The sequence below is a fragment of the Desulforapulum autotrophicum HRM2 genome, assembly GCF_000020365.1.
Classification (GTDB): Bacteria; Desulfobacterota; Desulfobacteria; order Desulfobacterales; family Desulfobacteraceae; genus Desulforapulum; species Desulforapulum autotrophicum.
This window is the reverse complement of record NC_012108.1, coordinates 4,479,947-4,501,151: the sequence shown is the minus strand read 5'-3', so window position 1 is coordinate 4,501,151 and position 21,205 is coordinate 4,479,947. Positions and strand designations below refer to the sequence as shown.

General features: G+C 47.4%; 18 protein-coding genes. 14 read left to right on the top strand and 4 right to left on the bottom strand.

Going from position 1 to position 21,205, the window contains the following annotated elements:
* Positions 1–11: 11 nt before the first annotated feature.
* Together HRM2_RS19745 and HRM2_RS19740 are read right to left on the bottom strand one after the other, a co-directional pair.
* Entirely contained in the window at positions 12–2,552 is a 2,541-nt protein-coding gene (locus tag HRM2_RS19745) for a GAF domain-containing protein (protein WP_015905798.1), read from the bottom strand.
* Positions 2,553–2,894: 342 nt separating this feature from the next.
* Entirely contained in the window at positions 2,895–3,707 is an 813-nt protein-coding gene (locus tag HRM2_RS19740) for a competence/damage-inducible protein A (protein ID WP_041273391.1), read from the bottom strand.
* A gap of 142 nt (positions 3,708–3,849) precedes the next feature.
* On the opposite strand from HRM2_RS19740, the gene HRM2_RS19735 reads away from it, so the two are divergent.
* Positions 3,850–5,037 (top strand): MFS transporter, encoded by a 1,188-nt coding sequence (locus tag HRM2_RS19735; protein WP_015905796.1) that lies wholly within the window; start codon positions 3,850–3,852, stop codon positions 5,035–5,037.
* Between the two features lie 73 nt (positions 5,038–5,110).
* Here the strand turns inward: HRM2_RS19735 and HRM2_RS19730 are convergent, their stop codons facing one another.
* Both HRM2_RS19730 and HRM2_RS25550 read right to left on the bottom strand, forming a co-directional pair.
* On the bottom strand, positions 5,111–5,449 hold the full coding sequence (locus tag HRM2_RS19730; protein ID WP_015905795.1) for a helix-turn-helix transcriptional regulator: 339 nt from the start codon (positions 5,447–5,449) through the stop codon (positions 5,111–5,113).
* A 241-nt stretch (positions 5,450–5,690) separates the two neighbouring features.
* Positions 5,691–8,459: a sigma 54-interacting transcriptional regulator gene (locus HRM2_RS25550; protein WP_015905794.1), complete on the bottom strand. Its 2,769-nt coding sequence runs from the start codon at positions 8,457–8,459 to the stop codon at positions 5,691–5,693.
* Between the two features lie 328 nt (positions 8,460–8,787).
* Here HRM2_RS25550 and HRM2_RS19720 point away from each other — a divergent pair, with 328 nt between their 5' ends.
* From HRM2_RS19720 to HRM2_RS19655, 13 genes are all read left to right on the top strand, one after another.
* Entirely contained in the window at positions 8,788–9,180 is a 393-nt protein-coding gene (locus tag HRM2_RS19720) for an SCP2 sterol-binding domain-containing protein (protein WP_015905793.1), read from the top strand.
* Between the two features lie 196 nt (positions 9,181–9,376).
* Positions 9,377–10,063 carry a class I adenylate-forming enzyme family protein gene (locus HRM2_RS19715; protein WP_015905792.1) on the top strand — a complete coding sequence of 229 codons (687 nt, stop codon included), beginning with the start codon at positions 9,377–9,379 and terminating at the stop codon, positions 10,061–10,063.
* A gap of 189 nt (positions 10,064–10,252) precedes the next feature.
* Complete coding sequence (locus tag HRM2_RS19710; RefSeq protein WP_012663014.1) at positions 10,253–10,651, top strand: hypothetical protein; 399 nt, start codon at positions 10,253–10,255, stop codon at positions 10,649–10,651.
* A 300-nt stretch (positions 10,652–10,951) separates the two neighbouring features.
* Positions 10,952–11,323 (top strand): CHC2 zinc finger domain-containing protein, encoded by a 372-nt coding sequence (locus tag HRM2_RS19705; protein ID WP_015904473.1) that lies wholly within the window; start codon positions 10,952–10,954, stop codon positions 11,321–11,323.
* Positions 11,323–11,904, top strand: a complete 582-nt coding sequence (locus HRM2_RS19700) for a hypothetical protein (RefSeq protein WP_015904472.1) — start codon at positions 11,323–11,325, stop codon at positions 11,902–11,904. The genes HRM2_RS19705 and HRM2_RS19700 overlap by 1 nt, the downstream gene beginning before the upstream one ends.
* Positions 11,891–13,579, top strand: a complete 1,689-nt coding sequence (locus tag HRM2_RS19695; RefSeq protein WP_015904471.1) for an integrase — start codon at positions 11,891–11,893, stop codon at positions 13,577–13,579. The genes HRM2_RS19700 and HRM2_RS19695 overlap by 14 nt, the downstream gene beginning before the upstream one ends.
* A gap of 1 nt (position 13,580) precedes the next feature.
* Positions 13,581–14,249 carry an ATP-binding protein gene (locus HRM2_RS19690; protein WP_041273257.1) on the top strand — a complete coding sequence of 223 codons (669 nt, stop codon included), beginning with the start codon at positions 13,581–13,583 and terminating at the stop codon, positions 14,247–14,249.
* Between the two features lie 381 nt (positions 14,250–14,630).
* A complete protein-coding gene (locus HRM2_RS19685) occupies positions 14,631–15,566 on the top strand; it encodes an AMP-binding protein (RefSeq protein ID WP_332306319.1) in 936 nt (311 codons plus the stop codon).
* A gap of 36 nt (positions 15,567–15,602) precedes the next feature.
* Positions 15,603–16,847 carry an acyl-CoA dehydrogenase family protein gene (locus tag HRM2_RS19680; protein ID WP_015905790.1) on the top strand — a complete coding sequence of 415 codons (1,245 nt, stop codon included), beginning with the start codon at positions 15,603–15,605 and terminating at the stop codon, positions 16,845–16,847.
* A gap of 32 nt (positions 16,848–16,879) precedes the next feature.
* Complete coding sequence (locus HRM2_RS19675) at positions 16,880–18,118, top strand: thiolase family protein (RefSeq protein ID WP_015905789.1); 1,239 nt, start codon at positions 16,880–16,882, stop codon at positions 18,116–18,118.
* Between the two features lie 89 nt (positions 18,119–18,207).
* Entirely contained in the window at positions 18,208–18,987 is a 780-nt protein-coding gene (locus HRM2_RS19670) for an SDR family oxidoreductase (RefSeq protein ID WP_015905788.1), read from the top strand.
* 169 nt (positions 18,988–19,156) lie between these two features.
* Positions 19,157–20,173 (top strand): nitroreductase family protein, encoded by a 1,017-nt coding sequence (locus tag HRM2_RS28105; protein WP_015905787.1) that lies wholly within the window; start codon positions 19,157–19,159, stop codon positions 20,171–20,173.
* 224 nt (positions 20,174–20,397) lie between these two features.
* Complete coding sequence (locus HRM2_RS19655; RefSeq protein WP_015905785.1) at positions 20,398–21,126, top strand: uracil-DNA glycosylase family protein; 729 nt, start codon at positions 20,398–20,400, stop codon at positions 21,124–21,126.
* Positions 21,127–21,205: the final 79 nt, after the last annotated feature.

Genomic DNA, 21,205 nt, shown 5'->3' with positions numbered 1-21,205 from the left:
GGGGCAATGGATCAGGTCTCTTTAAAAGGGCGGGTTTTGTCTGGCAAGGGAAGTTCAATCCAGAAACAGGCTCCGCCCAGATCAGATTGTTCAACGTCCAGTATGCCCTTGTGATCAGTGATGATCCTGCGGCAGAGGCTCAGGCCAATGCCGGTGCTGTTTGCCTTTGTGGTGAAAAAAGGATCAAATATTTTTCCCCTCAAATCCAGGTCAATGCCGGGACCGTCATCTTCCACACAGAAAAGAATCGTATCTGTTCCGGAAAAGGATGATATTTTTATGGTCCCCTGGTCCCGGATCTTCAGGATGGCATCTGCTGCATTGTTGATCAGGTTCAGCACCACCTCTTCGATCAAATGGGGTTCTGCATAGCAGTCGGGCAGGGCACTGTCCAGGGAATGAATAATGTTTATCTTTTCTTTATTCAAGGTAAAGCGGGTCAGTTTTATGGCTTCTTCTATGGGGTCGTTGACATGGATCAAGTTGACCCTGGGTTCGGCAGGCTTGGCAAAATTCATGACCCGCTTGATCACCGATTCGATTTTCTGGGATGCTGAACAGATGGCCTCAATGGATAAATCGATTTTTTTATGCTGGTCCGGATTTCTAAAATATTTTTCTATGGTCCTGAGATAGATGTTGATCCCGGACAGGGGGTTTCTGATCTCATGGGCAATGCCGGCAGAAATATTCCCTAAAGAGGCCATCTTGTCCTGGACGGTCAGCAGATGGCTTAGTTTTTTTGCCTCTGTGGTATCAATGAATATCAGCAAAAAAGCCTTTTGGTCACGATAATCCATGGGGGTGGCAATGCAGGTGACCCATCTCAAGGTATCCTGGACGCTCCGGGGGGAACGGGGATAGAACCGGAAGTCCAGTTCTATTTGCGTCAGTTGATCTTTGACCATCTGTGCAAAGAAGAACCGAACCTTGGGAAGGTCATCCTGGTGAAACCTGGGTTCGGCATCTGGATCAAGAAAATTCAAATCTCCCATGAGTTTCATCTGGGTTGAATTTTTATGGACTACGATATTGTTCTGGACAATGGCAATGCCGTTGGGCGTATTTTCCACAAGATCCTCAAATCGTTTTTCACTCTTCTGCATGCCCTGTTCTGCCTTTTTCCGCTGGATCAGGCGCCACATCCCGTGGGCCAGGAGGTTAAGCTGTCTTAAATCCGCCTGGGTGTAATCACTTGCCTTATTTCCCATGCCGGCCACCACCACGATTCTGCCATGGTTGAAAATGGGAACATTCATATACCGCAGGATTTTTTTGTGGGCCGCTGGCAGGCCCTTTAATCCTGGATTGGATTGCTGGTAATTATTAGAGATAACAGGCATGCCCCTGTCCACGGCATCTCCCCAGAATCCCTTGGTATGTCCGTCAAACCCCCTGGGAAGCACCTGTGTTTTCAATTCTTTCTGGTTTTCGGATTCACGGGAGTCCACCACATAGATGGCACCGTCATGGTCTTCCAGGGTGAGATATCCAAAACGGCTTTGGGTCAGCTCGAGCATCTGCTGAAAGGAAAATTCAATAATATCCTGGATGGAGTTGTGGGGTTTTTCATTCAGGGCCAGAAGGGCTTCAAGGCCGATTTCATTGTGACGCAGGGCTTCAGTGCGTTGGTGCACCTGTTTTTTCAGCTCCATGTTCCACAGCAGAATGGTACCGATAACCAGCAGCACCGATGCAGTGATTCCCAGGACCGAATACCAGAAAGCCCGGGTCTGGTAAAAATTCTGGGTTTCCAGCTTTATCCAGCGCCGGTATATTTCCTTGTGTTCCTGATCGGTGATGGACAACAATGCCTTTTCAATAATCCGACTGAAAACAGGCCAGTCTTTGCGGATACCCATACCGTGGTTGAGTTTAAATCCGGTATCTCCGGCCAGGCGCAGGTTGGTTATTCTTTCAGATTCAATGATATACAGTGCATTGGGCACCTCGGTGATCATGGCATCCAGTTCACCAAATGAGACCTTTTCAATTCCTTGAATGGAGCTGTCGACATTTATCAGGGTGAGATCAGGATAGCCTTGATGGATAAATTCACCCACTGCATATTGACTGACCACGCCGATTTTCATGCCCTGCATTTGATCCAGGGTCAACTGACCCTGCAGCTGCCTTTTAACGATAATGGTGGTTTTAAGATTCAGATACGGGGTGGACCAGTTCATGAATTCCCGACGGCTCGCTGTCTCCTGGCCGGCGCTGATCACATCAATGGTTCCGGCTTTAGCACTTTCAATGAGTTCACTCCAGGACTTCATCCTGACTCGTTTGAATTTAAAGCCAAGTTTCTTTTCAATCAGGCGGATATAATCTGCTGCCATTCCTGAGAACTCATTTTTTTCATTCAGAAAATCCAACGGTGGCCAGTCCGGGGTATGGGCCAGGCGGATGGTTCCGTCGTGGGCCGCCAGCCATGCCGTTTCCTCCTGGGTCAAATCGGGCAGGGCAGCCTCCGCCCCAGGGCACAGATACAGGAGGAGCCCAATAATAATAAGAAAAAAAAAAGGTCGTTTCCTGGTAATACCTGTCATTGTCGTCCTGTTGATGAAATGATGCACTTCATTTGTGGGCTTTGTTTGTATGTGTTATAAAATCCCAATGCAATATTCATGTCAGGAATCACCGTTTAATTGAACTTACTTCCAAAAGACCTGAAAAAAAGACCGCTGCTCTCTGGGTGCCCCTGTTTACGGTAAAATCAAAAACAAGGCCATGCCATTGTCTGGATTGAATTCACCCGGGTTCCCAGCCCGGTTTTTCTTTTTCCCTTAAAAAAATTGTACTGATTTAAGAATTTTCTCAAATTTAATTTCTGGTTTTAAAACCTTTATGATTTTTACCCGGTACCGACCCTGTCTCGATAGAATTGATATTTACTTTCTGATAATTGAAAATCCCAGCCCGACAATACCCTCACAAAGTTCTTGAACGGCTTTTTCCAGGATTATTTCTTTTTCCCCGATGCCGGAAATAGTCATGGTAATATCCATGTCAGGGTTCTCTCCGATGGTTGCAGCCAGCGATTTGGTGTAAATTTCAGGATATTTCTCCACGATGCGGGTCAGTACCGGTTCCAGAAGAGATTCATCGTTACATGCCACGGCAACACATCGTGACAGGGCCCCTCCCTTGCCAAAGATCTGATCAAGAAAGGGTCCCAGAGAGTGCTCAATAATCGCCTTTAATTCAGATGGAACCCCGGGAACGCTAATAACGGCTGTTTGCTCCAGCTGCAGATACATTCCGGGAGCTGTTCCTGCAGGATTAAACAGCGGCTCCCCGCCCCGGGGCAGACAGGCCATCTTCTGCCGAGCCGGATTCAAACCGCCCTGTGACATGATTCCCTGTTCAAAGAAATGATCATATTGTTGTCTCACCTGCTCAAGGGCCTGGTCGTGCAGAACGACTTCGCGGTCTGTCCCTTCAGCAACGGCCTGGAGGGTTATGTCATCTGATGTCGGTCCAAGTCCACCAGAGGTGAAAAGGATGTCAACCTTTCGTGTAACAGCTTCACGAACTGACGCTGCCACGATTCCATGCTCATCCGGAACAACGGTCACCCGGGTTACAACCCCACCGCGTCCATGCACGTGTCTGCACAACCAGTTTGAATTTGTATCTAAAATATCACCCGTTAATATCTCGTTGCCCACGATAATGACTTCGACCTCGGCTGTCTTTTTCATAACACCTCGTAAATTGTTGACATGGCGTATATTACCCGTATTAATTACGGGTAATGTAAACACCTGACCAACATAAACAAACTTTTTTTCAAGAAATAAAAAAACTTGACACAAATGACCCGGAACTGCCCATGGTTGACCGATGACCTTCATTAACGCCAACATAAAAAAACTCTACCTCTTCTCGTTTCTCAAGATGAGTCTGTTTCCCATGGCGATTATCACTCTGTTCTGGAAGGATCATATCGGTTTAAGTTTAACAAAAATCCTGCTGTTACAGGGGATCTATTCCGTTGCCATGATAATTATGGAGTATCCTTCCGGCTACCTGGGTGACAGGATCGGTTACCGCACCGCGCTCAACCTTGCTTCCCTGCTTGGTATCATCGGCTGGGGCCTCTATTCTTTTGCAGATTCCTTTGCCCTTGTCCTGATGGCCGAGATTATCCTGGGGATTTCCCTGTCGTTCATCAGTGGTTGTGACAGTGCCCTTTTGTACGAAAGTCTGAAGGCAGACAACCAAGAACAGCACTATGCACGCCACGAAGGCCGGATCAACGGTCTGGGACAAATTGGTGAGGCCTGCGGTGCAATTTTTGCCGGACTGCTCTACGCGACGGCCCCGCTGCTTCCTTTCATGATTCAGGTGGCTGTCTGGGTATTGGCTCTATTGCTGACACGAACGCTGATCGAGCCTCCGCGGCAACTCAAACTATCAACCAGCCATTTTGCCGAAGCCCTGCAGTCGATCCGCCATGCGTTCCTGGAAAACCTGCGGCTGCGTTCTATGATCCTTCTGAACCTGATACTGGGCATGGCCTCCTACTATCCAATCTGGCTGATTCAGCCGTACATGCAGGATGGCGGTGTTCCCATTGCATGGTTTGGACCGATCTGGGCCCTGGCAAATCTGAGCATCGCAATTTCTGCCCTGGTGAGTTATCGCAGCCACCTGAAGATGGGGGACCGACAGATGGTACGCCTGTTCATACTCCTGATCGTTGCAGGCTACCTGGGGCTTGGCCTGGTCGGCGGGGTGTGGGGCTTTTTGTTCTACTATCTACTGACCATCATGAGGGGGCTGCGCGGCCCGATGCTGCTGAACCACGTTCAGCAGGAAATCCCTTCGGGCAATCGCGCCGGTATCCTTTCACTGCAGTCGTTCGTCTTCCGCATCAGCTTTGTCTGCACAGGCCCGTTGGTCGGCAGGTTCGCCGACACGGTTGGTGTTCGCCAGACGTTCCTGCTTCTTTGCGGCGCTTTTGCCTTGATATTGATCCCTGTGGCCCGGTTGTTTTTCAGGCAGGTTATCCCCAGGAAATTCAATTAACCTGGTCCATTGTGCCCCCCGGAAAACCGCACCTTCCGCCGCTTCCAGACGGATGGTCCTATAAGACTATTACCTAAAAGTCATCGTTCACCTTTTTTGACTTCCTACGAACAGACTTTGGCATGAGCGTCAGTTTTTCCTTAGTTTGACGAAGTTGTCTTGCCAAAACGCTTCCATCGGCCTCAAACAGCTGGATGCCGACAATGGTTGCCACTTCAAAAACGGCTCCAATTTCACATTTGAGGTTGCCTTTTTCAATGCGTTGCAACAGCCCTCTGGAAATACCAGCACGATCCGCCAATTCCTGGGCGGTAAGTTTGCGCTCGTTCCGTGCTTCGCGGATTAATGCGCCGAGCAAGGCTGCTGCATCTCGGCTATAACGTGAGTAAGTGCGTGGGATGGATTTTGGCATCTCTTTCCTTTGGTCTATATATAAACCATAATACCTTTATATGGTCTTTTTATAGATCAAAAACTATTATGATTTAAATCAATTGGTCAAATGGTATTTTGATCCATCCTGACCCTTCTGGTGCTGCCCTGCATGTATGCAGCCTGGTGCCGGGTCAAGGCCGAGGAGTGAGGGCTTTCCGGCCATGCCGGTTAAATGGGGGAGATGCAGATCGCTTTTGCCCTTCTGAAGTATGGCAGGCCTATCTCATCCCAAGTGTTCTCATCCTGGCATAGAGACTTGTCCGTTTCATCCCAAGTCGTTCGGCAGCCCCACCAGGGCCTCCGATCTGGCCATTGCACTCTTCTAATACGGTACCGATATAGCGGCGCTGCATCTCATCCAGCGAGGGCCTGTCTCGAAAAAAGTCATCGGGATGGGAGCTGTTGTTCTTTGTTTTTAATTCAATTTCCAGCTGATCCTCTTCAGACAATAATACCGCCCTTTCGATGATATTGTTGAGCTCCCTGATATTTCCCGGCCAGTTATACTCTATAAGCATTACCTTGTTCTCCGGTGTAAATTCAATCGTGGGGAAATTATATTTCATGCGGAATTTTTTCAGAAAATATTCAGCAATCAGGAGAATGTCCTCCCCTCTCTTTCTCAAAGGCGGTATCTCAATGGGGATCACATTGAGACGGTAAAACAGATCTTCCCTGAAATTTCCCTTTGCGACCTCTTTTTGCAGGTCCCTGTTGGTTGCGGCAATCAGTCGAAAATCCGAATGAATGGTGGTGGATCCGCCCAGTCGAACGATGGTCTTTTCCTGGAGGGCACGTAGAAGTTTCACCTGAATGGAAAGGGGAATCTCTCCAACTTCATCGATAAAAAGTGTTCCTTTATGGGCGAGCTCGACACGACCTGTTCTCTGTTTGTCCGCGCCGGTGAAGGCGCCTTTTTCATGGCCGAACAGTTCGCTTTCTATCAAGGTTTCAGGGATAGATGTGGGGTCAACCACAACGAGGGGGTAATCTTTCCGCAGGCTCCGTTCATGGATGCGTCGGGCAATCAACTCTTTGCCGACACCGGTCTCTCCCAGAATAAGCACCGTGCTGTCTGTCCCGGCAATTTTGTCCACCTGTTTTAATTTTTTCTTCATGATTAGGCTTTGGTAAATAATGTTTTCCCCAGAGATTTCTCCCAGTCTTGTATAGTTCTTCGAGGTTTTTTCCTCAATCCTACGCGTTAAGTTTAACAGATGATTGACATATTTACTCAGATAGCTTGCCATTCCTGCCAATTCGTTTTTATTGAAATAACTGAAACAGTCGTCGATGTATGCATTGTCGTGGTACAGAATTCCCTTGGCCGTCCCCTTAACTTCAAAGGGGACGGCCAGCATGGCTTTTGTCCGGCCAACCAGAGTCTCGACGACCTTGCAGTGTTTGATGAGGGGCGTGTTGTCGTGAAACGCTTTGAAAATCAGTTCCAGGCTCGAACGAAAGGTTTTATTGTTGATATCGGATTCAAATAAATTGTGGGCAGCAATCAATCGAGGCGTTTTTTTGTCTTCAAACCAGAACACACCGCCGCGCTCAGCGCCTAAAAAGCGATTGGTCGCTTTGACCGTGTGGGTCAGCAATTCGTTTAAGTCGTTACTTAAAACCAGTTCGTCGATCATTTCCGTAAATCGTTGAAGCATTGTTTCCGGCTCTTTTAAATCAGGGTCGCGGCCGTTTTCAACGCCAAGTAAATGTTGAAGATCGTCCGGGAAAAAAATATCACCATATCCGGCAAGTCCTTTCCAGGCTTTTTGTGCCATATGGCGGGCCTGGGGCTGACTGCCCTGTTTGATACTGAGTCTTGCAATCTCGATTCTGGTTTTGGCCAGCTGGACAGGATCTCCCGAAATTACGAGGTATTTTTCACTTTGCTGAAGTTTTGACCGGACGATACCCAGCTCTTCTCCCTGAATCAGGCCGTCCATGGCTTTTAATCGCAAAGCCACACCGATCAGGTGGATATTGGGCTCTTGACAAATTCTTTCAACTTCGCTTTCAAATGAGAAATCTGGAATAGGAGCCAGTCCGTGGCGGTGAAATTCATATATGATTTCAAGAACAAAAGGAGAGGCATACTGTTTAACAAGACCTAATTTTGCCCCAGAGGTCATTGCAGTGTTCATCCACTCCCTTGCATCCGCCAGGCGCCCTTCGGTCATGTGGTGAAATGCCAGCCCCCCCCTTGCAAAATAGACGGCAAAGTCATTTTTTTGCTGAATGGCCTCCTGCAGCGCACCAGACAGGTGAAAGGTTGCCTCTTTCAGTTTTTTAATTTTTACCAGGCAAATGCCCAGAACCGCTCTTAATGTGGTTGCCAAAGGTTTGTTGCCGTTTTCCTGGGCCACTCTGCGGTAATAATCAAGGGTGCCGATGGCACGGTTGAAATGACCTAGAAATATATAGCAATAGCTGAGCCACATGGGACCGGAATGGCCATATTGACCGAGTTCAAAACTTCTGGTTGCCTGTTCAAAATACACTTCAGCTTCCTTGAAATGTCCCTGGATAAAATAAAACAGCCCAATAAGCTCAGAGGCCTGTAATGAAATGTCATCATCACCCAGAGCGTCGACTTCGGTTTTGCCTGCGGAAAATGCCTCCATGGCTTTATCCCGCTGCTCGGAAAAATAAAACAGGCGTCCCAGATGCAGGTTGATCATGGCCCGGGAGCGCCTGTCACCAATCCGGTCGGATGCCTGGAGCGCGTCCTGCAAATATGCGTTAAGTTGTTGAAACCCTTTGCCCAAAGCAAAACAGATGCCGGCAAATTCAAGGCTTATGGATATAAACAGGACATCTCTATCTTTTGAAGGCGGGTTTGTCACCATGCTTGATAGAATTTTGTCCAGCTGTTGAAAAGAGAGGGTGTAGGCGCCGCTGTCAAGGTGGCGTTTTACAATGGAATCGTTGGAAATGGTTTCGTTTGTTTCTGATTCGATCCCCAGGGGGAATTTGTCCGGTTTCATGTATCTTCTCCATTAATATGCCGTTTGTTCTTTAGATGAAGACATTTGATGGGACTATAGTGTCATATATTCTGTGCTGTCAACAATTTAAGTGATCTTATTGGGTCACTGTTTGACCTTATGGCGTCATGTGTTCTGTCGTTTAAATTTGCAAATCAAATAAAATCAAATGGTTATATTTAGAAATGGTTCTGGCACGCAACTTGTAGTGTTAAACAGGCAGATACTCAATGGAAAAAAGGCAGAAGATTAAAGGTACAGGAAGAATGGATACTTGAGTCGGGTATTCGTTTGATTTTGACACTAACACTCGAGGGAGAAAAATCAAATGGCGATTTACAAAGACAGCGAGCACATGTACGAAATTCTGGGAAAATTGTGGAATCATGTCATCCGGGAGACGGAATTTGGCCCTAAACTTAAAGAGTACGGTATTACCTATAAATTTGTTGTCAGTGATCCCAAGGGGTATCTTTTTATCACCCCTGATCAAGTGGTTACAGGGGATGAGGCGAACAGGGATGCCGTAATTACCATGGAATTGTCAGGAGAGACCATTCACAATTTCTGGTTGAACAAGGTCAATCTTCCGGTGGCCCTGGCCACCCGGAAAATAAAATCAAAGGGTCCCATTCCTAAGGTCCTTAAAATACTGCCCTACCTGAAGCCGATGTTTGAGCTGTACCCCTCCTATTGTAAATATTACGACCTGCCCATGTAATTTAAACCGTCAGATACCCATGGAGCCTGTTTGGGTGGCCAGGGCGCTGCAACGTGGTCCCCTGGTCGCAGGATATGATTCCAGCATTTAGATTTAGGGGCTCAGATGTAAATAATTCCACAAATATGGAGCTGAAAGACAAGCAAGATTGAGTAATTATTTATTTCTGAGTCCCTTAATTATCAGGAGCAAGAAAATGGCTAACAGTAAAATACCAGGATTTTTTTCCTACGAACTTGACGCCAAGGCAGAGGAAAATCCAGAATTTGAGATTTTAACTTTTGAAAATGGCATCCATGCCGATGAAGTGCTCACCTACGGGACCATCGTCACCCATGGGCGTAAACTCGCCCAGAAATTAAAGGATTCCGGGTTTGGCAAGGGGGATGTCCTGGCGTTGTTCATGAGAAATCACCCGGAATTTATTTATTCCCTCTATGCGGCCAATGTGGTCGGTGCGGTGTTGCTGCCCATTGATCCCAGGACAAAAGGAAAAAGGCTTGAATTTGTATTGAAAGATTCAAAAGCCCGCGGGGTTATTTTCACCAGTGAATTCAAAGAGGAAATTCTTCCGGTCTTGAACCGCCTTCCCGAAATTGAAATTATTGGCGTGGCCTCCAAGGGAGGCATGGAAAGACCAACGGGTCTTCCGGATCTGGAAGCGGTCTGGAGCGCGTCAAACGCCCCGCTGCCGGAGGATCGATGCGAAGACCTGGATGCACCCATGGAGATCATCTACACTTCCGGTACAACAGGGGATCCCAAAGGCGTTATCCTTAAGAACAGCCGTCTTGCACCCTTTGGCATGCTGGCCAAAGGGGTGTTTCAATACAACGAAACCGACAAATTGTACACCGGTCTCTCAATGACCCACGGCTGTTAAGATGCGAATACTCTAACGCCTACCCCCCAAATCGTTCGCAAAATACTATAACGCTATGATTAGGGCAGCCCGCCGCAAATACCCCGCCAAATAGAAAATAAATCATACCCCGCTTACCCCGCCGCTTTTACGACAAAATCAATTTTTAGGACTATATTTTCATCCAGATTTAAATTTGGAGAAAATATAATGGCAAAAAGTTCAAGTGGAAAACGCCCCTGCTGTATTTGCCGCAAATGGTTTAAGCCGGATGTCCGCCAAAAAGGACGACAGACGACATGCGGAAGGTCTGCCTGCAAAACTGAACAGCACCGAAGAAACTGTCAAAAATGGAACAAAAAAAACGGTGAATATTTTAAAAATAACTATCTGGGTAAAAAATTAGAAAAGATTGAGGAAGAATCTTCTAAGGAATTTAAATCCAGCATACCTCCCCATGAACACCCCCCGCCCAACTGCCTGGCAAAGCCCGTATTGCCATATGAAATTTTAGAAAACGAGTATGGAACAAGAAATATGATCGTCATCCAATATGTAGCTTGGCAAATACTGAATCAGTCATACGATTCAAAAACTGCGTTCAGATAGGGGGGGGTGTTTATGGATAAAAACCTCGACTAATAGAATCGGAGTTTCAAGACGCATCATAGGCTTAACCAACTGTAATTCATTGATATCCCAACAAAGTAATCGACTTAGGGTTTTAAGACACATCATTAACCTAAACCTCTGAAAACAAAGGAGATACGAACGGACTAATACCTAAAGGCGTTTAAGACACAACAGACAAGGATGGGGCTATTATAGTAGTTTAAAAATAGGATTTTTTACACCTTGCCTTGAGTTTAAGGCAAAGTTCCTTGATAACCCCGACAAATGTGAGGACCCATGCCAAAAAAATTTTCATCCCAAGAGTTGTTTGAATTAAGAAATTTTATCCCTGTGGAAATGTTGATAAGGGAGCAACTGGAAATGCCGTCAAAAATCAGTGAAGGCTTTTTCCGTTTTCTATGCCCGATCTGTAATGAATTCCAGACAGCCATAAACCCAGCCACCAACCTGGCCCGGTGCTTTCGATGTGAAAGAAACTTCAACACCATTGATCTTGTGATGACAGTTCAAAGAATCGGTTTTAAAGAGAGCGTTCTGTTCTTAAAACGCCTGATGGGCAAAGTTCCGGATCAGAACAAAGATGCCAGACAGGGGTTGCAAAATCTTGTCGGAGGCATCGGCCAGACCATGCCGGGAGGATTAGGATAATGGAACAGGATCGGTTGACCCGTCTGGAGAATCTTATTGCCCGTAATCAGGGTCGTTTCCATGAAATAGGCAAAGCTCTGAAAGAGATAAAAGATACCCGGCTGTATAAACTCAATCTTTTCAGTAGCTTTGAAACTTATGCCAGAGTACGCTGGGATATGGGCAGAGCCCAAGCCTATCGCCTGATAGAATCCTATAAGGTTATCAGCAATTTGTCTCCAATTGGAGACATTCTCCCCAGCAATGAATCCCAGGTGCGCCCCCTGGCCCCATTGGGTCCCATCGAACAGCGTAAAATATGGAAGGCGTTTTTAAAAACCGCCATGGAGATAACCGCACCAAACATCAAACAGTTCATTGATTCCGCAAAAAAAAACGACACCGGCAGTAAAGACGAACCTGTGGATTTAACCGATCAGGTCAGCAAAGCCTATATGGATGCTGTTCAGGTAATGCTTGACCAGGTTCAACTGGCCCAACAGGATCACTGGCAAAAGACATCACGCCAGGCTGGGCTGCTGTGGAACCGGGTCATTCGGGAAAGAATCTTGTCAAAGGAGAACGACAATGGACACGGATAACCTGAAGGTCATACCTAATCTGACGCTTGATGACCGTTTCAATCTTCTGCTCCATAAAAAGATCATGAACAAAAAAGGCTCAGCCAAACGAGCAAGTAAAAAATATTACAAAGATCAATATCAAAAAACCGGCATTATTCCGGGGCCACTCCTACTTGTGGAAAAGAAAGTCATGGAAGGCCGCAAATGCAGTGGACGTCCCCGCTCTTTCTCCGAACAGGTCCGCAGACGTTTTATAGAAATGGTAAAAGAGTCGTGTGATCCATCAAGCCAACAGTTCATCTTTATTACCCATAAGGCAAGAACCATTAAAAATTATCACCACTGGCTTGAAAAAGAGTTCAAAAAAAAAATCTCCATCCATGCCCTCAGGCACTGTGTCTACCGTGAAAACCTCAAATCATATTTAAACAAACCAGATTTCGAGGACGATGTCCCGGTCCAAAACAGTTTTAAACCAGAGCCGGTGTTTGACCTGATTCAGATGGATGGCTGTGTTTTTAGATATTTTAAGATCAGAAACGACAAGGGTCATTGGCAAAAGCCCCAAGTCATAGAATTTTATGATACGGGCTCTCGTTATATGTTTATCCTGGATGCGTATTTTTCCGAAAGCAGTTGGAACTCCGTGAACCTGTTCACCAAATTTTTACTGGCCAGGCCATTTCCCCAAAAGAAGATTCGTATCCGGCCCGATAATGCCAAGGGTTTTTTGAATCTTAAGCGCCCCATCAACGACTTGAATTTGAAACATTCCACCCCGAACGGGTTTTATATGGAACCTGATTTCTCAAGGATACATGCTCCCAAGGATAAGGCCCACCTGGAATCATCCCACCGCAGCCTTCATAATTTTGAAATCCGAATCATCAAAGCGTTTGAAAAAAGGATCGTAAAGACAGAGCCCGGGTATATCTTCAAAAAAGGAAAACAAGAAAAAATCACCGTTACCCTCCTTGACATAAATTTGGATGAGTTAAAAACAAGCTCACTTATGGAGGAATATCGCCATGAACACAACTGCACACGCCACTATTTCTCTGAAAAAGGAAAAGTCAATGCCTGGGTGCCGGATAAAAAGCTTACAGACTTTTTTGAAACATTTACCAGCACACTGACCTTTTGTCCTGATCAGGTTAAGGAGCACATGAAATATGGATTTAGGAAAACAAAAGCCACGGTATCAAAGCAGAAGACCATCAGATTTGAAAATCAGGATTACTATGTGACCATGGGTGCAGACAAGTTCAGCTCCCATAAAAGTACACCCGTTCAGATATCCAGATACAATGACAAGCTTTTCCTTTTTGAGCCCAGGGAGGATGGTATTTTTTGGGGAGAAGCCCTTGCCCGGAAGCCCTTTGAAAAGCCGTTAAAAGTATTGACCATATTGCCGGAAAAAAATGAACTGGACCAGATCATCGACTTTTTGGAGCACAACAGCATGGTCGTCGATCGACCCCTCCTGATCAAAAATTATGAAAAAGGTCTTTCCATGCCCATGGCAAAGCAAATCCTTCAGCATAACCAGAAAAGATACACCACCTATATAAAAAAGATGCAGCAACCCACGAATATAAAAGGGGCAGTGCTGTTCAATGCCTTTATTCTCGATTGTGAAAGCCATTATCGAAAAATCCATGTGGCACCGTATGCTTTCTCTGGAGAGGTCTAAGATGAAACGAAAAGAAGATTTTATAAATGACAAACGCCGCATTTCTTATCTGGGGGCCACATATAACCGAATCTATCGTAGGCAGAGCGTCTTGATCGAGGGTGATTACGGCGTGGGTAAAACCCGTTTCTTGAAATTGCTGCAACCGAAAAAACTTCATGCCGTCTGGGTGGAGTCACTGTTCAACATACATGAAACCCTGGCATCGATTTTAAAAGAGCTAAATTACGACACAACCGCCACCTACCGGCGAACCCCTCAATATTTAAAAATGATATGCAGTCTGTCCAACTGCTTTATTTTAATCGACGAGGCAAACGATCTCGATCCCCGGGTCTGGCCCTACCTCAAAAGGGTCATTGATGCCGGTGTTCCCATTGTATTTGCAGGATTACCAAAGGTGAGGACATTTTTAACCCGCGAGCATCCAGATATCCTCAGCCGCTTGAAAACGCTTATTTTATACCCGATTGTGGTAGAAGATTTCATTGTCGAGTACAAAGATATTGAACAGGAGGCCATTGAACAGATTTATATGACGACCAAAGGCGATATGAGAAAATTCAGAGAAATTTGTACAGACTGCAGGGACAGAGCAAAGGAGTTGAAATACACCTTTGTCGACCTCAATCTGGCCTTGGAATTTCTCTCTGACCTTCCTCCTCAATAACGAACATAAGGCACATGGAAAAATTTCACCAAGAAATAATGTGAGGCCAGAAAGGACTGATTTTGCTGTTCTAAAACTTTAGATCGTCCAGATTAGATACCTCGGACAAGATAATTAAATCAGGATAGACCATTACGCTTTTTTAGCGAATGGTCTATTTTTGTTTACAACTTCTCAAACTTCATTGACTGATTTTTGAAATACACATTCCGTGCAACACTGCTATAAAATAGCATTAACCTACTGTAAAAAATGATATTTATTTGAAGCGTTAGAGTATTTTGCGAAAACACGATTAGGGCCAATGCTATGCAAGTAGCTGATTATAAATGTTATTGAGGCCTTTTTTATAAAAACAGGGCAGATAAAAAGCGTTAGAGTATTTGCATCTTATCACACGGCAATGCCCAGGCGGTTACCATGGTGCCTGCCCTTTACCTGGGTATCCCTGCGGTGATCAGCGTGGGATTTACCAAAAGCCGGATCTGGGACATTTGCCGGAAATACGGCTGCACAAGCTTTTCTCTGCTGGGCGGGATGATGATGGGAATTTTCAGTGAGCCTGAAAAGATCGACGATGCTGACAACCCGGTTCGCCTGATCATCAGTGCTGGAACTCCGCTTGCCGTGTGGAAGGCCTTTGAGAAACGGTTCGGCGTTTTTATCCATGAGTGGTACGGCGCAGTGGAGGGCGGGTTTGCCCATAAGCCCCCGGGCGTCGGGCCCGTCGGTTCTTTTGGAAAACCCCTGGACGGGGTCATGGAGATGCGAGTGGTAAAGGATGACGACAGTGAGTGCAAGCCATTTGAAATCGGCGAAATCGTCTGTCGTACCATCGGGCAGAAAACAGAAGTCCGGTATTTTGGCAAGGCGGATGCCTCGGAAAAGAAAACAAGGGGAGGATGGCTCAGGTCCGGAGACATGGGGCATCGGGACGAGAACGGATGGTTCTTTTTTGACTTTCGAAAGGGCGGCGGTCTTCGCCGGGCAGGGGATTTTATTCAGCCCGACCATGTGGAAGCCGCATTTGCCAAATATAAAGATATAACGGATGTCTGTGTTTACGGTATTCCTGCAGCATCAGGTGCGCCGGGTGAAAGTGATCTGGTCTCCGCCGTTGTATTGACGGAAGGTTCAACCCTTGATGTTCCCGGCCTGCACCTGCATTGCAGAGCGCTGCTGGATGGCAACAGTATTCCTTCCTATCTGCAGGTTGTAGATGCCATTCCCAAGACGGCATCGGAAAAGAACCTGGATCGATTTCTCAAGGATGACTTCAGTAAAAATGCGGATAACGTCTATGGGCTTGGTAATTGATTTCCCATACGAATTCAAGTTCTTAAAGGAGAAAGAATGGATTATTTAGAGCTCAACATCAATTTAACTAAAGAAGATATTATGCTTAAAAAGGCTGCCCATGAATTTGCCAGGGATGTCATGCGTCCTGTCTCCCTGCAGATGGACCGTATGACAGCGGCAGAAGCCGTGGCACCGGGGTCTCCCTTCTGGGAGTTCAAGAAAAAGGCCTATGAGCTGGATCTGCATACCATCCTGATACCGGATTCCTATGGCGGTATGGGATTGACACCCCTTCAGTTGCACCTGGTGCTTGAGGAGTTGTCCTGGGGAAGCGTCGGACTTACCGTTGACCTTGCCGTGGCAGCTTTTCCTGCCTATCTGGCATCCATGGTCCCAGACGATGAGATTGTTGAAAATATCATTAAACCGTTCTGCGACTGCCGGGACGGCAAAATTGCCGGATGCTGGGCCATTACCGAACCCATGCATGGATCAGACACCCTGCTGCCCAACTATCCGAGTTTCAGAAATCCGGACATCCCTGCAGACTGCACCGCAACCCTGGATGGCGATCATTACGTGATCAACGGTCAGAAAGCGGCCTGGGTTTCGGGTGCACCCTATGCCTCCCATGCGCTCCTGTTCTGTCAGATCGATCCTTCCATGGGGCATGCCGGCGGTGGAATTTTTATTGTGCCCCTGGACCTTCCCGGGGTCAAAAGAGGGGCACCCCTGGAGAAAATGGGACAGCGGGATGATCCCCAGGGCGAGCTCTATTTTGATAACGTTCGTGTTCCGGCCAACTATCTGGTTGCCGGTCCTGAAGCCTACGAAGTCATGCTGGAAATCATACTGTCCGCCACCACTGCATTGATGGGGACATGTGCGACAGGCATCGGTCGAGCAGCATTTGAAGAGGCCCTGGAATACGCCAAGAACAGGGTTCAGTGCGGTAAAGCGTTAATTGAGCATCAGGATGTGCAAAAGAAATTGTTCAAAATGTTCAGTAAAGTTGAAATGACCCGTCAACTCACCCGGTCTGTGCTTGAATACAACCAGAATACATCGACACCTGCAGAAGAGTACTCTGTCATTGGCAAGGTATTTGGATGCCAGTATGCCTTTGAAATAGCCAATGATGCCGTTCAGATATTTGGGGGTAATGGATTGACCCGGGAGTATATCGTGGAAAAGCTGTTCAGAGATGCCCGGTCCATGATGATTGAAGATGGGGCCAATGATGTGTTGGCCATCGCGGCAGGACACAAGGTGATCCATAATTATCCCAGACAGGATTAAACAGCACGATCCCATATAAAAAGGAAAGAAAAATGTCCAATGTATATATTATAGGGCTTGGAATGATTCGGTTTAACAAATACCCGGACAGGGGGGTAAGGGATATGGCCCACGAGGCCACTCGTCTGGCCCTTGAAGATGCCGGACTGGATGCCGGAGCACTTGAAGCCGCCTTTTTTTCAAATACCTTCTGGGGGATGTTTGCCAATCAGCATTCCATCAAGGGGCAGGTGGTGTTGAGATCCATGGGGATTGACAGCATCCCGGTCACCAACGTGGAAAATGCCTGTGCCGGTGCCTCCACAGCCCTTCACCTGGCCTATACCGGCATTAAGGCCGGGATGTATGATGTGGCCCTGGTTTTGGGGTCTGAAAAAATAACGGATAAAAATAAAACCAAATCCCTTGGCGCCTATGCCGCCTGCATGGATGTGAAAAATATTGACAGTCACCTGGAGATGCTGGTGAAGTACAGCAAAACATTTACCCAGGGGCTTCAGATTGAAGAGAGTTCCCCGGGAGCAGGACGTTCGGTTTTTATGGATGCCTATGCCACCTTTGCGCGATGGCATATGAGCACATTCGGATCGACCCGGGAACAGCTGGCGGTGATTGCATCGAAAAATCATTTCCACGGCGCTTTGAATCCCAAGGCCCAGTATCAGCAGCAGATGACCGTTGAACAGGTCCTGGCCGATGCGCCGATCACTTATCCCCTGACCCGTTCCATGTGTGCGCCTGTGGGTGACGGGGCCGCCGCAGCCATTGTCTGTTCCGAAAGCTATTTAAGGAAACTTGCGACGGCACGCCCGGTGAAAATTCTTGCCTCCATCATGGGCTCCGGAGCAGAGAGAGCTTTTGACGGGATCGACATTGGAGAACGGCTGGTGAAACAGGCCTATGAAAAAGCGGGGGTCGGACCCCATGATATCAGTTTGGCAGAGCTCCATGATGCCACGGCCTACGGAGAACTGCACCAGGTTGAAGCCATGGGGTTCTGTCCCGTTGGAGAAGGCGGAATTTATGCGGAATCGGGAGCCACGACCCTTGGCGGCAAACAACCGGTTAATACCAGCGGCGGGCTGGAGTGCCGCGGTCATCCCATTGGGGCATCCGGCCTGGCTCAGATCTATGAACTGGGTATCCAGCTTCGCGGCGAGGCAGGAAAACGTCAGGTTGAAAATGCACGCCTTGGACTGGCCGAAAACGGTGGGGGAAATATCGGCATTGAAGAGGCTTCCATGTGTGTCCACATTCTGGAAAAAGTGTGAGGGATCAACGGTGTTCAAACTTGTCATGAACACCCTATCTTTCCCCATCTTTTCTGGAAAAAAACATCCAATGAAAGGGACAATGTGAAATGAAAGGTCGTAAGAACATTTTTATCACTGGCGCTGCCTCTGGAATCGGGAGGTCAACCGCTCTTTTATTTGCCGCCAACGGCTGGTATGTCGGTATTGTTGATATGAACACACAAGGCCTTGGGACACTGGCGGTTGAAATTGGCAAAGAAAACTGTTTTTCACGGGCCATGGATGTGACCGACCCAAAAAGCTATCAAAAAACAGTGGATGCATTTTCCGAACGAACCAATGGAACCATGGATATTTTGTTCAACAATGCCGGAATCCTGAGAATGGGACTCAATGAGACCATCGACCTGGAACAACAGCACCTGACGGTGGATGTCAATGTAAAAGGGATGCTCAACGGCATCCACGCTTCCCTGCCGTTGTTAAAAAGAACCACCGGTTCCCGGATCATTTCCATGTGTTCCACATCCTCGGTCTATGGCATGCCAGAACTTGCGGTCTATTCAGCCAGCAAACATGCCGTCGGTGCTTTGACCGAGGCATTGGATCTTGAATTTCAACAATACGGTATCCGGGTCTGCGACATCAAAGCGCCCTATATTGCCACGCCAATGGTAAAAGAAGCGGGTCAATTGGCCCACAGTGTTGTTTCAACGGGCGTCAATCTCAAACCGGAACAGATAGCGGCTCTGGTGTGGAAAGCGGCCCACGGCAACAAACTGCACTGGAAAATTCACTATTTGACCCACATTATCTATTTTTTATTCTGGGTGCTGCCTTTTCTCAAACGGCCGGTGATCAGGCACCTGTGTCTGTCAAAAAAGTAAATGGCAGGCCCTCTTTTGTTCAAAGTGTTGATGAAATCCCGAGAACAGCTTCTGAAAAGAATCCGGACCGGGTTTTCAGGGCCAGATTCAATAAAGACGCCGGCAATGTGCAGGGGTTTACGGTTTAAAAATAAAGTTTAACCTTAAATTTAAAACAGACAGGACAGCTATGAAACAGTCACTTTTAGATAAAGTTAAAAAGGCACATTTCCCTGAAACCCAGGCGTATACGCTTGAATTTAATGCAGAGACATGCAGCCACTGCGGGATGTGCGCCCAGACCTGCCCCACCTCATGTCTTCAATGGGATGAAGAAAAAAAAATACCCTATGGAACTGGCCTGGTGGATCTGGAATTGGCCTGTATCGGATGCAATAACTGTGAAGCCATCTGCCCCTCCAGCAGCATCCGGGTCCGGGGGGAGTACCGCGTACTGGAAGGACGCTACAAAACACCGGCGGACATGACTGGAAAGATGACGCCATACGCGCCTTTGAACGGCACAACGCCCGGGGATGAATTTGCTGTGCCCACTGGACTCACTGACACTGAACAAGTCATTTACAACCGCCGCAGCATACGGATGTTCAAAAACAAACCCGTCCCCAAAGAGCTGCTCAAAAGGATAATCGAGGCTGCCCGGTTTGCTCCTTCGGCAGGAAACGGCCAGCCCTGGAAATTTGTTGTGGTCACGGACCGGGATCTTTTAGATAAAATTGATGAAAAATGCGGAAGCATCCTGAACATGATCCACTGGCTTTACTCTGGAAAGCAACTCTGGAGAAAATTTTGCGTATCACTGCTCAGTTTTTTCCAGGTAAACAAATGGGACCAGCGTCCGATTGCCGCCATGGAAAAGGTCAAATATACGGGAAAAGGGAAAATTACCTTTAATGCACCCGCTGTCATCCATTTGCTCAAAGATAAAAGGGGAATCAGCCATCCGGATGTTGACGTGGCCATCGCTGCACAGAACCTGGTCCTGGCTGCACACTCCCTTGGGCTTGGAACCTGTTATGTCGGGTTTATTGCCAGCACTATAAAATATGCTCCTGCAGTGAGAAAGATGCTGGGCATCGACTATCCCTACGAGCTGGTGATAAGTATTTGTGTGGGATATCCTAAAGTCAAGGCCCAGGACAAACCTGTCCCGAGAAGGCCTGTTTCCGTGGAATGGATCAGCTGAAAACACATTTTGCGGAAAAAGGAGGCGTTGGTAAAACATCCATTTTTGCACTGATTGAAAGATTTTCCAAAATCAGGCCAAGGGAAATGTTTGCATTTTGTCGTTATTACAGGGTTTTGACCAAATCACAAAAACGCAAGCTTGACCCATTGGACCAACAACTATAAATAGAGGACAGCATTATGACCAGGGCCCAGATATTAACCCGTTAAAAAAAGATAATAATGAAAAACACGGACAAACAAATTCTTGATGCCGCCATTGACCTGCGCAGGAGCGTCGACCGGCTGATTTTTTCAGCTCCTGTAAAAACCGTATATAATCCCCTTGCCTATGCGTGGAACCCCTACGCTGCCTACGTCCGCCGGTATGCTTCGTCCAGAAAAAAAATTCTCTTTCTGGGAATGAATCCCGGGCCATGGGGGATGGCGCAGGTCGGGGTGCCGTTTGGAGAGATCGAAACGGTGAAAACCTGGCTGGGGATAGAGGCGAAGATCGATAAACCGGAAAATGAACATCCCCGAAGACCTGTGACCGGGTTTGACTGCCCCAAGTCCGAGGTGAGCGGAAGGCGCCTGTGGGGACTGTTCCGGGAGCGGTTCCATACGGCGGATGCGTTCTTCAGGGAACACATTGTCATGAACTATTGCCCCCTTGTGTTCATGGCGGACTCAGGTGCAAACATCACCCCTGACAAAATTGCAAAGCAGGAAAGAGGCCCGCTCTTTGACCTGTGTGACAGGCATCTTGAGCGGATCGTTGAAATTTTTGAACCCGAATGGTGCATCGGCATTGGTAATTTTGCCGAAAAACGTCTGCTCTCTGGGGTTAAAGCTTCGTCTGTCAGGGTCGGCCGGATACTTCATCCCAGCCCTGCAAGCCCTGCTGCAAACCAGGACTGGGCAGGCAAGGCAACACAACAGCTTGTTGAGCTGGGGGTGTGGCGGCCCTGACACGGCCTCCGTCTCGTGGAATTGTCGGCAGGCCCTGGAGCGCTACCCTCCTGATCTGTCTGGTCAATCAAGGGCCCGG

Excerpts from the sequence above, each read along its gene's own strand:
- HRM2_RS19740 (WP_041273391.1), bottom strand. The coding sequence starts at position 3,707 with ATGAAAAAGACAGCCGAGGTCGAAGTCATTATCGTGGGCAACGAGATA.
- HRM2_RS25550 (WP_015905794.1), bottom strand. The coding sequence starts at position 8,459 with ATGAAACCGGACAAATTCCCCCTGGGGATCGAATCAGAAACAAACGAA.
- HRM2_RS19655 (WP_015905785.1), top strand. The coding sequence starts at position 20,398 with ATGAAAAACACGGACAAACAAATTCTTGATGCCGCCATTGACCTGCGC.
- HRM2_RS19675 (WP_015905789.1), top strand. The coding sequence starts at position 16,880 with ATGTCCAATGTATATATTATAGGGCTTGGAATGATTCGGTTTAACAAA.
- HRM2_RS19690 (WP_041273257.1), top strand. The coding sequence starts at position 13,581 with ATGAAACGAAAAGAAGATTTTATAAATGACAAACGCCGCATTTCTTAT.
- HRM2_RS19700 (WP_015904472.1), top strand. The coding sequence starts at position 11,323 with ATGGAACAGGATCGGTTGACCCGTCTGGAGAATCTTATTGCCCGTAAT.
- HRM2_RS19695 (WP_015904471.1), top strand. The coding sequence starts at position 11,891 with ATGGACACGGATAACCTGAAGGTCATACCTAATCTGACGCTTGATGAC.
- HRM2_RS19745 (WP_015905798.1), bottom strand. The coding sequence starts at position 2,552 with ATGACAGGTATTACCAGGAAACGACCTTTTTTTTTTCTTATTATTATT.
- HRM2_RS28105 (WP_015905787.1), top strand. The coding sequence starts at position 19,157 with ATGAAACAGTCACTTTTAGATAAAGTTAAAAAGGCACATTTCCCTGAA.
- HRM2_RS19730 (WP_015905795.1), bottom strand. The coding sequence starts at position 5,449 with ATGCCAAAATCCATCCCACGCACTTACTCACGTTATAGCCGAGATGCA.
- HRM2_RS19705 (WP_015904473.1), top strand. The coding sequence starts at position 10,952 with ATGCCAAAAAAATTTTCATCCCAAGAGTTGTTTGAATTAAGAAATTTT.
- HRM2_RS19720 (WP_015905793.1), top strand. The coding sequence starts at position 8,788 with ATGGCGATTTACAAAGACAGCGAGCACATGTACGAAATTCTGGGAAAA.
- HRM2_RS19670 (WP_015905788.1), top strand. The coding sequence starts at position 18,208 with ATGAAAGGTCGTAAGAACATTTTTATCACTGGCGCTGCCTCTGGAATC.
- HRM2_RS19680 (WP_015905790.1), top strand. The coding sequence starts at position 15,603 with ATGGATTATTTAGAGCTCAACATCAATTTAACTAAAGAAGATATTATG.
- HRM2_RS19735 (WP_015905796.1), top strand. The coding sequence starts at position 3,850 with ATGACCTTCATTAACGCCAACATAAAAAAACTCTACCTCTTCTCGTTT.
- HRM2_RS19715 (WP_015905792.1), top strand. The coding sequence starts at position 9,377 with ATGGCTAACAGTAAAATACCAGGATTTTTTTCCTACGAACTTGACGCC.
- HRM2_RS19710 (WP_012663014.1), top strand. The coding sequence starts at position 10,253 with ATGGCAAAAAGTTCAAGTGGAAAACGCCCCTGCTGTATTTGCCGCAAA.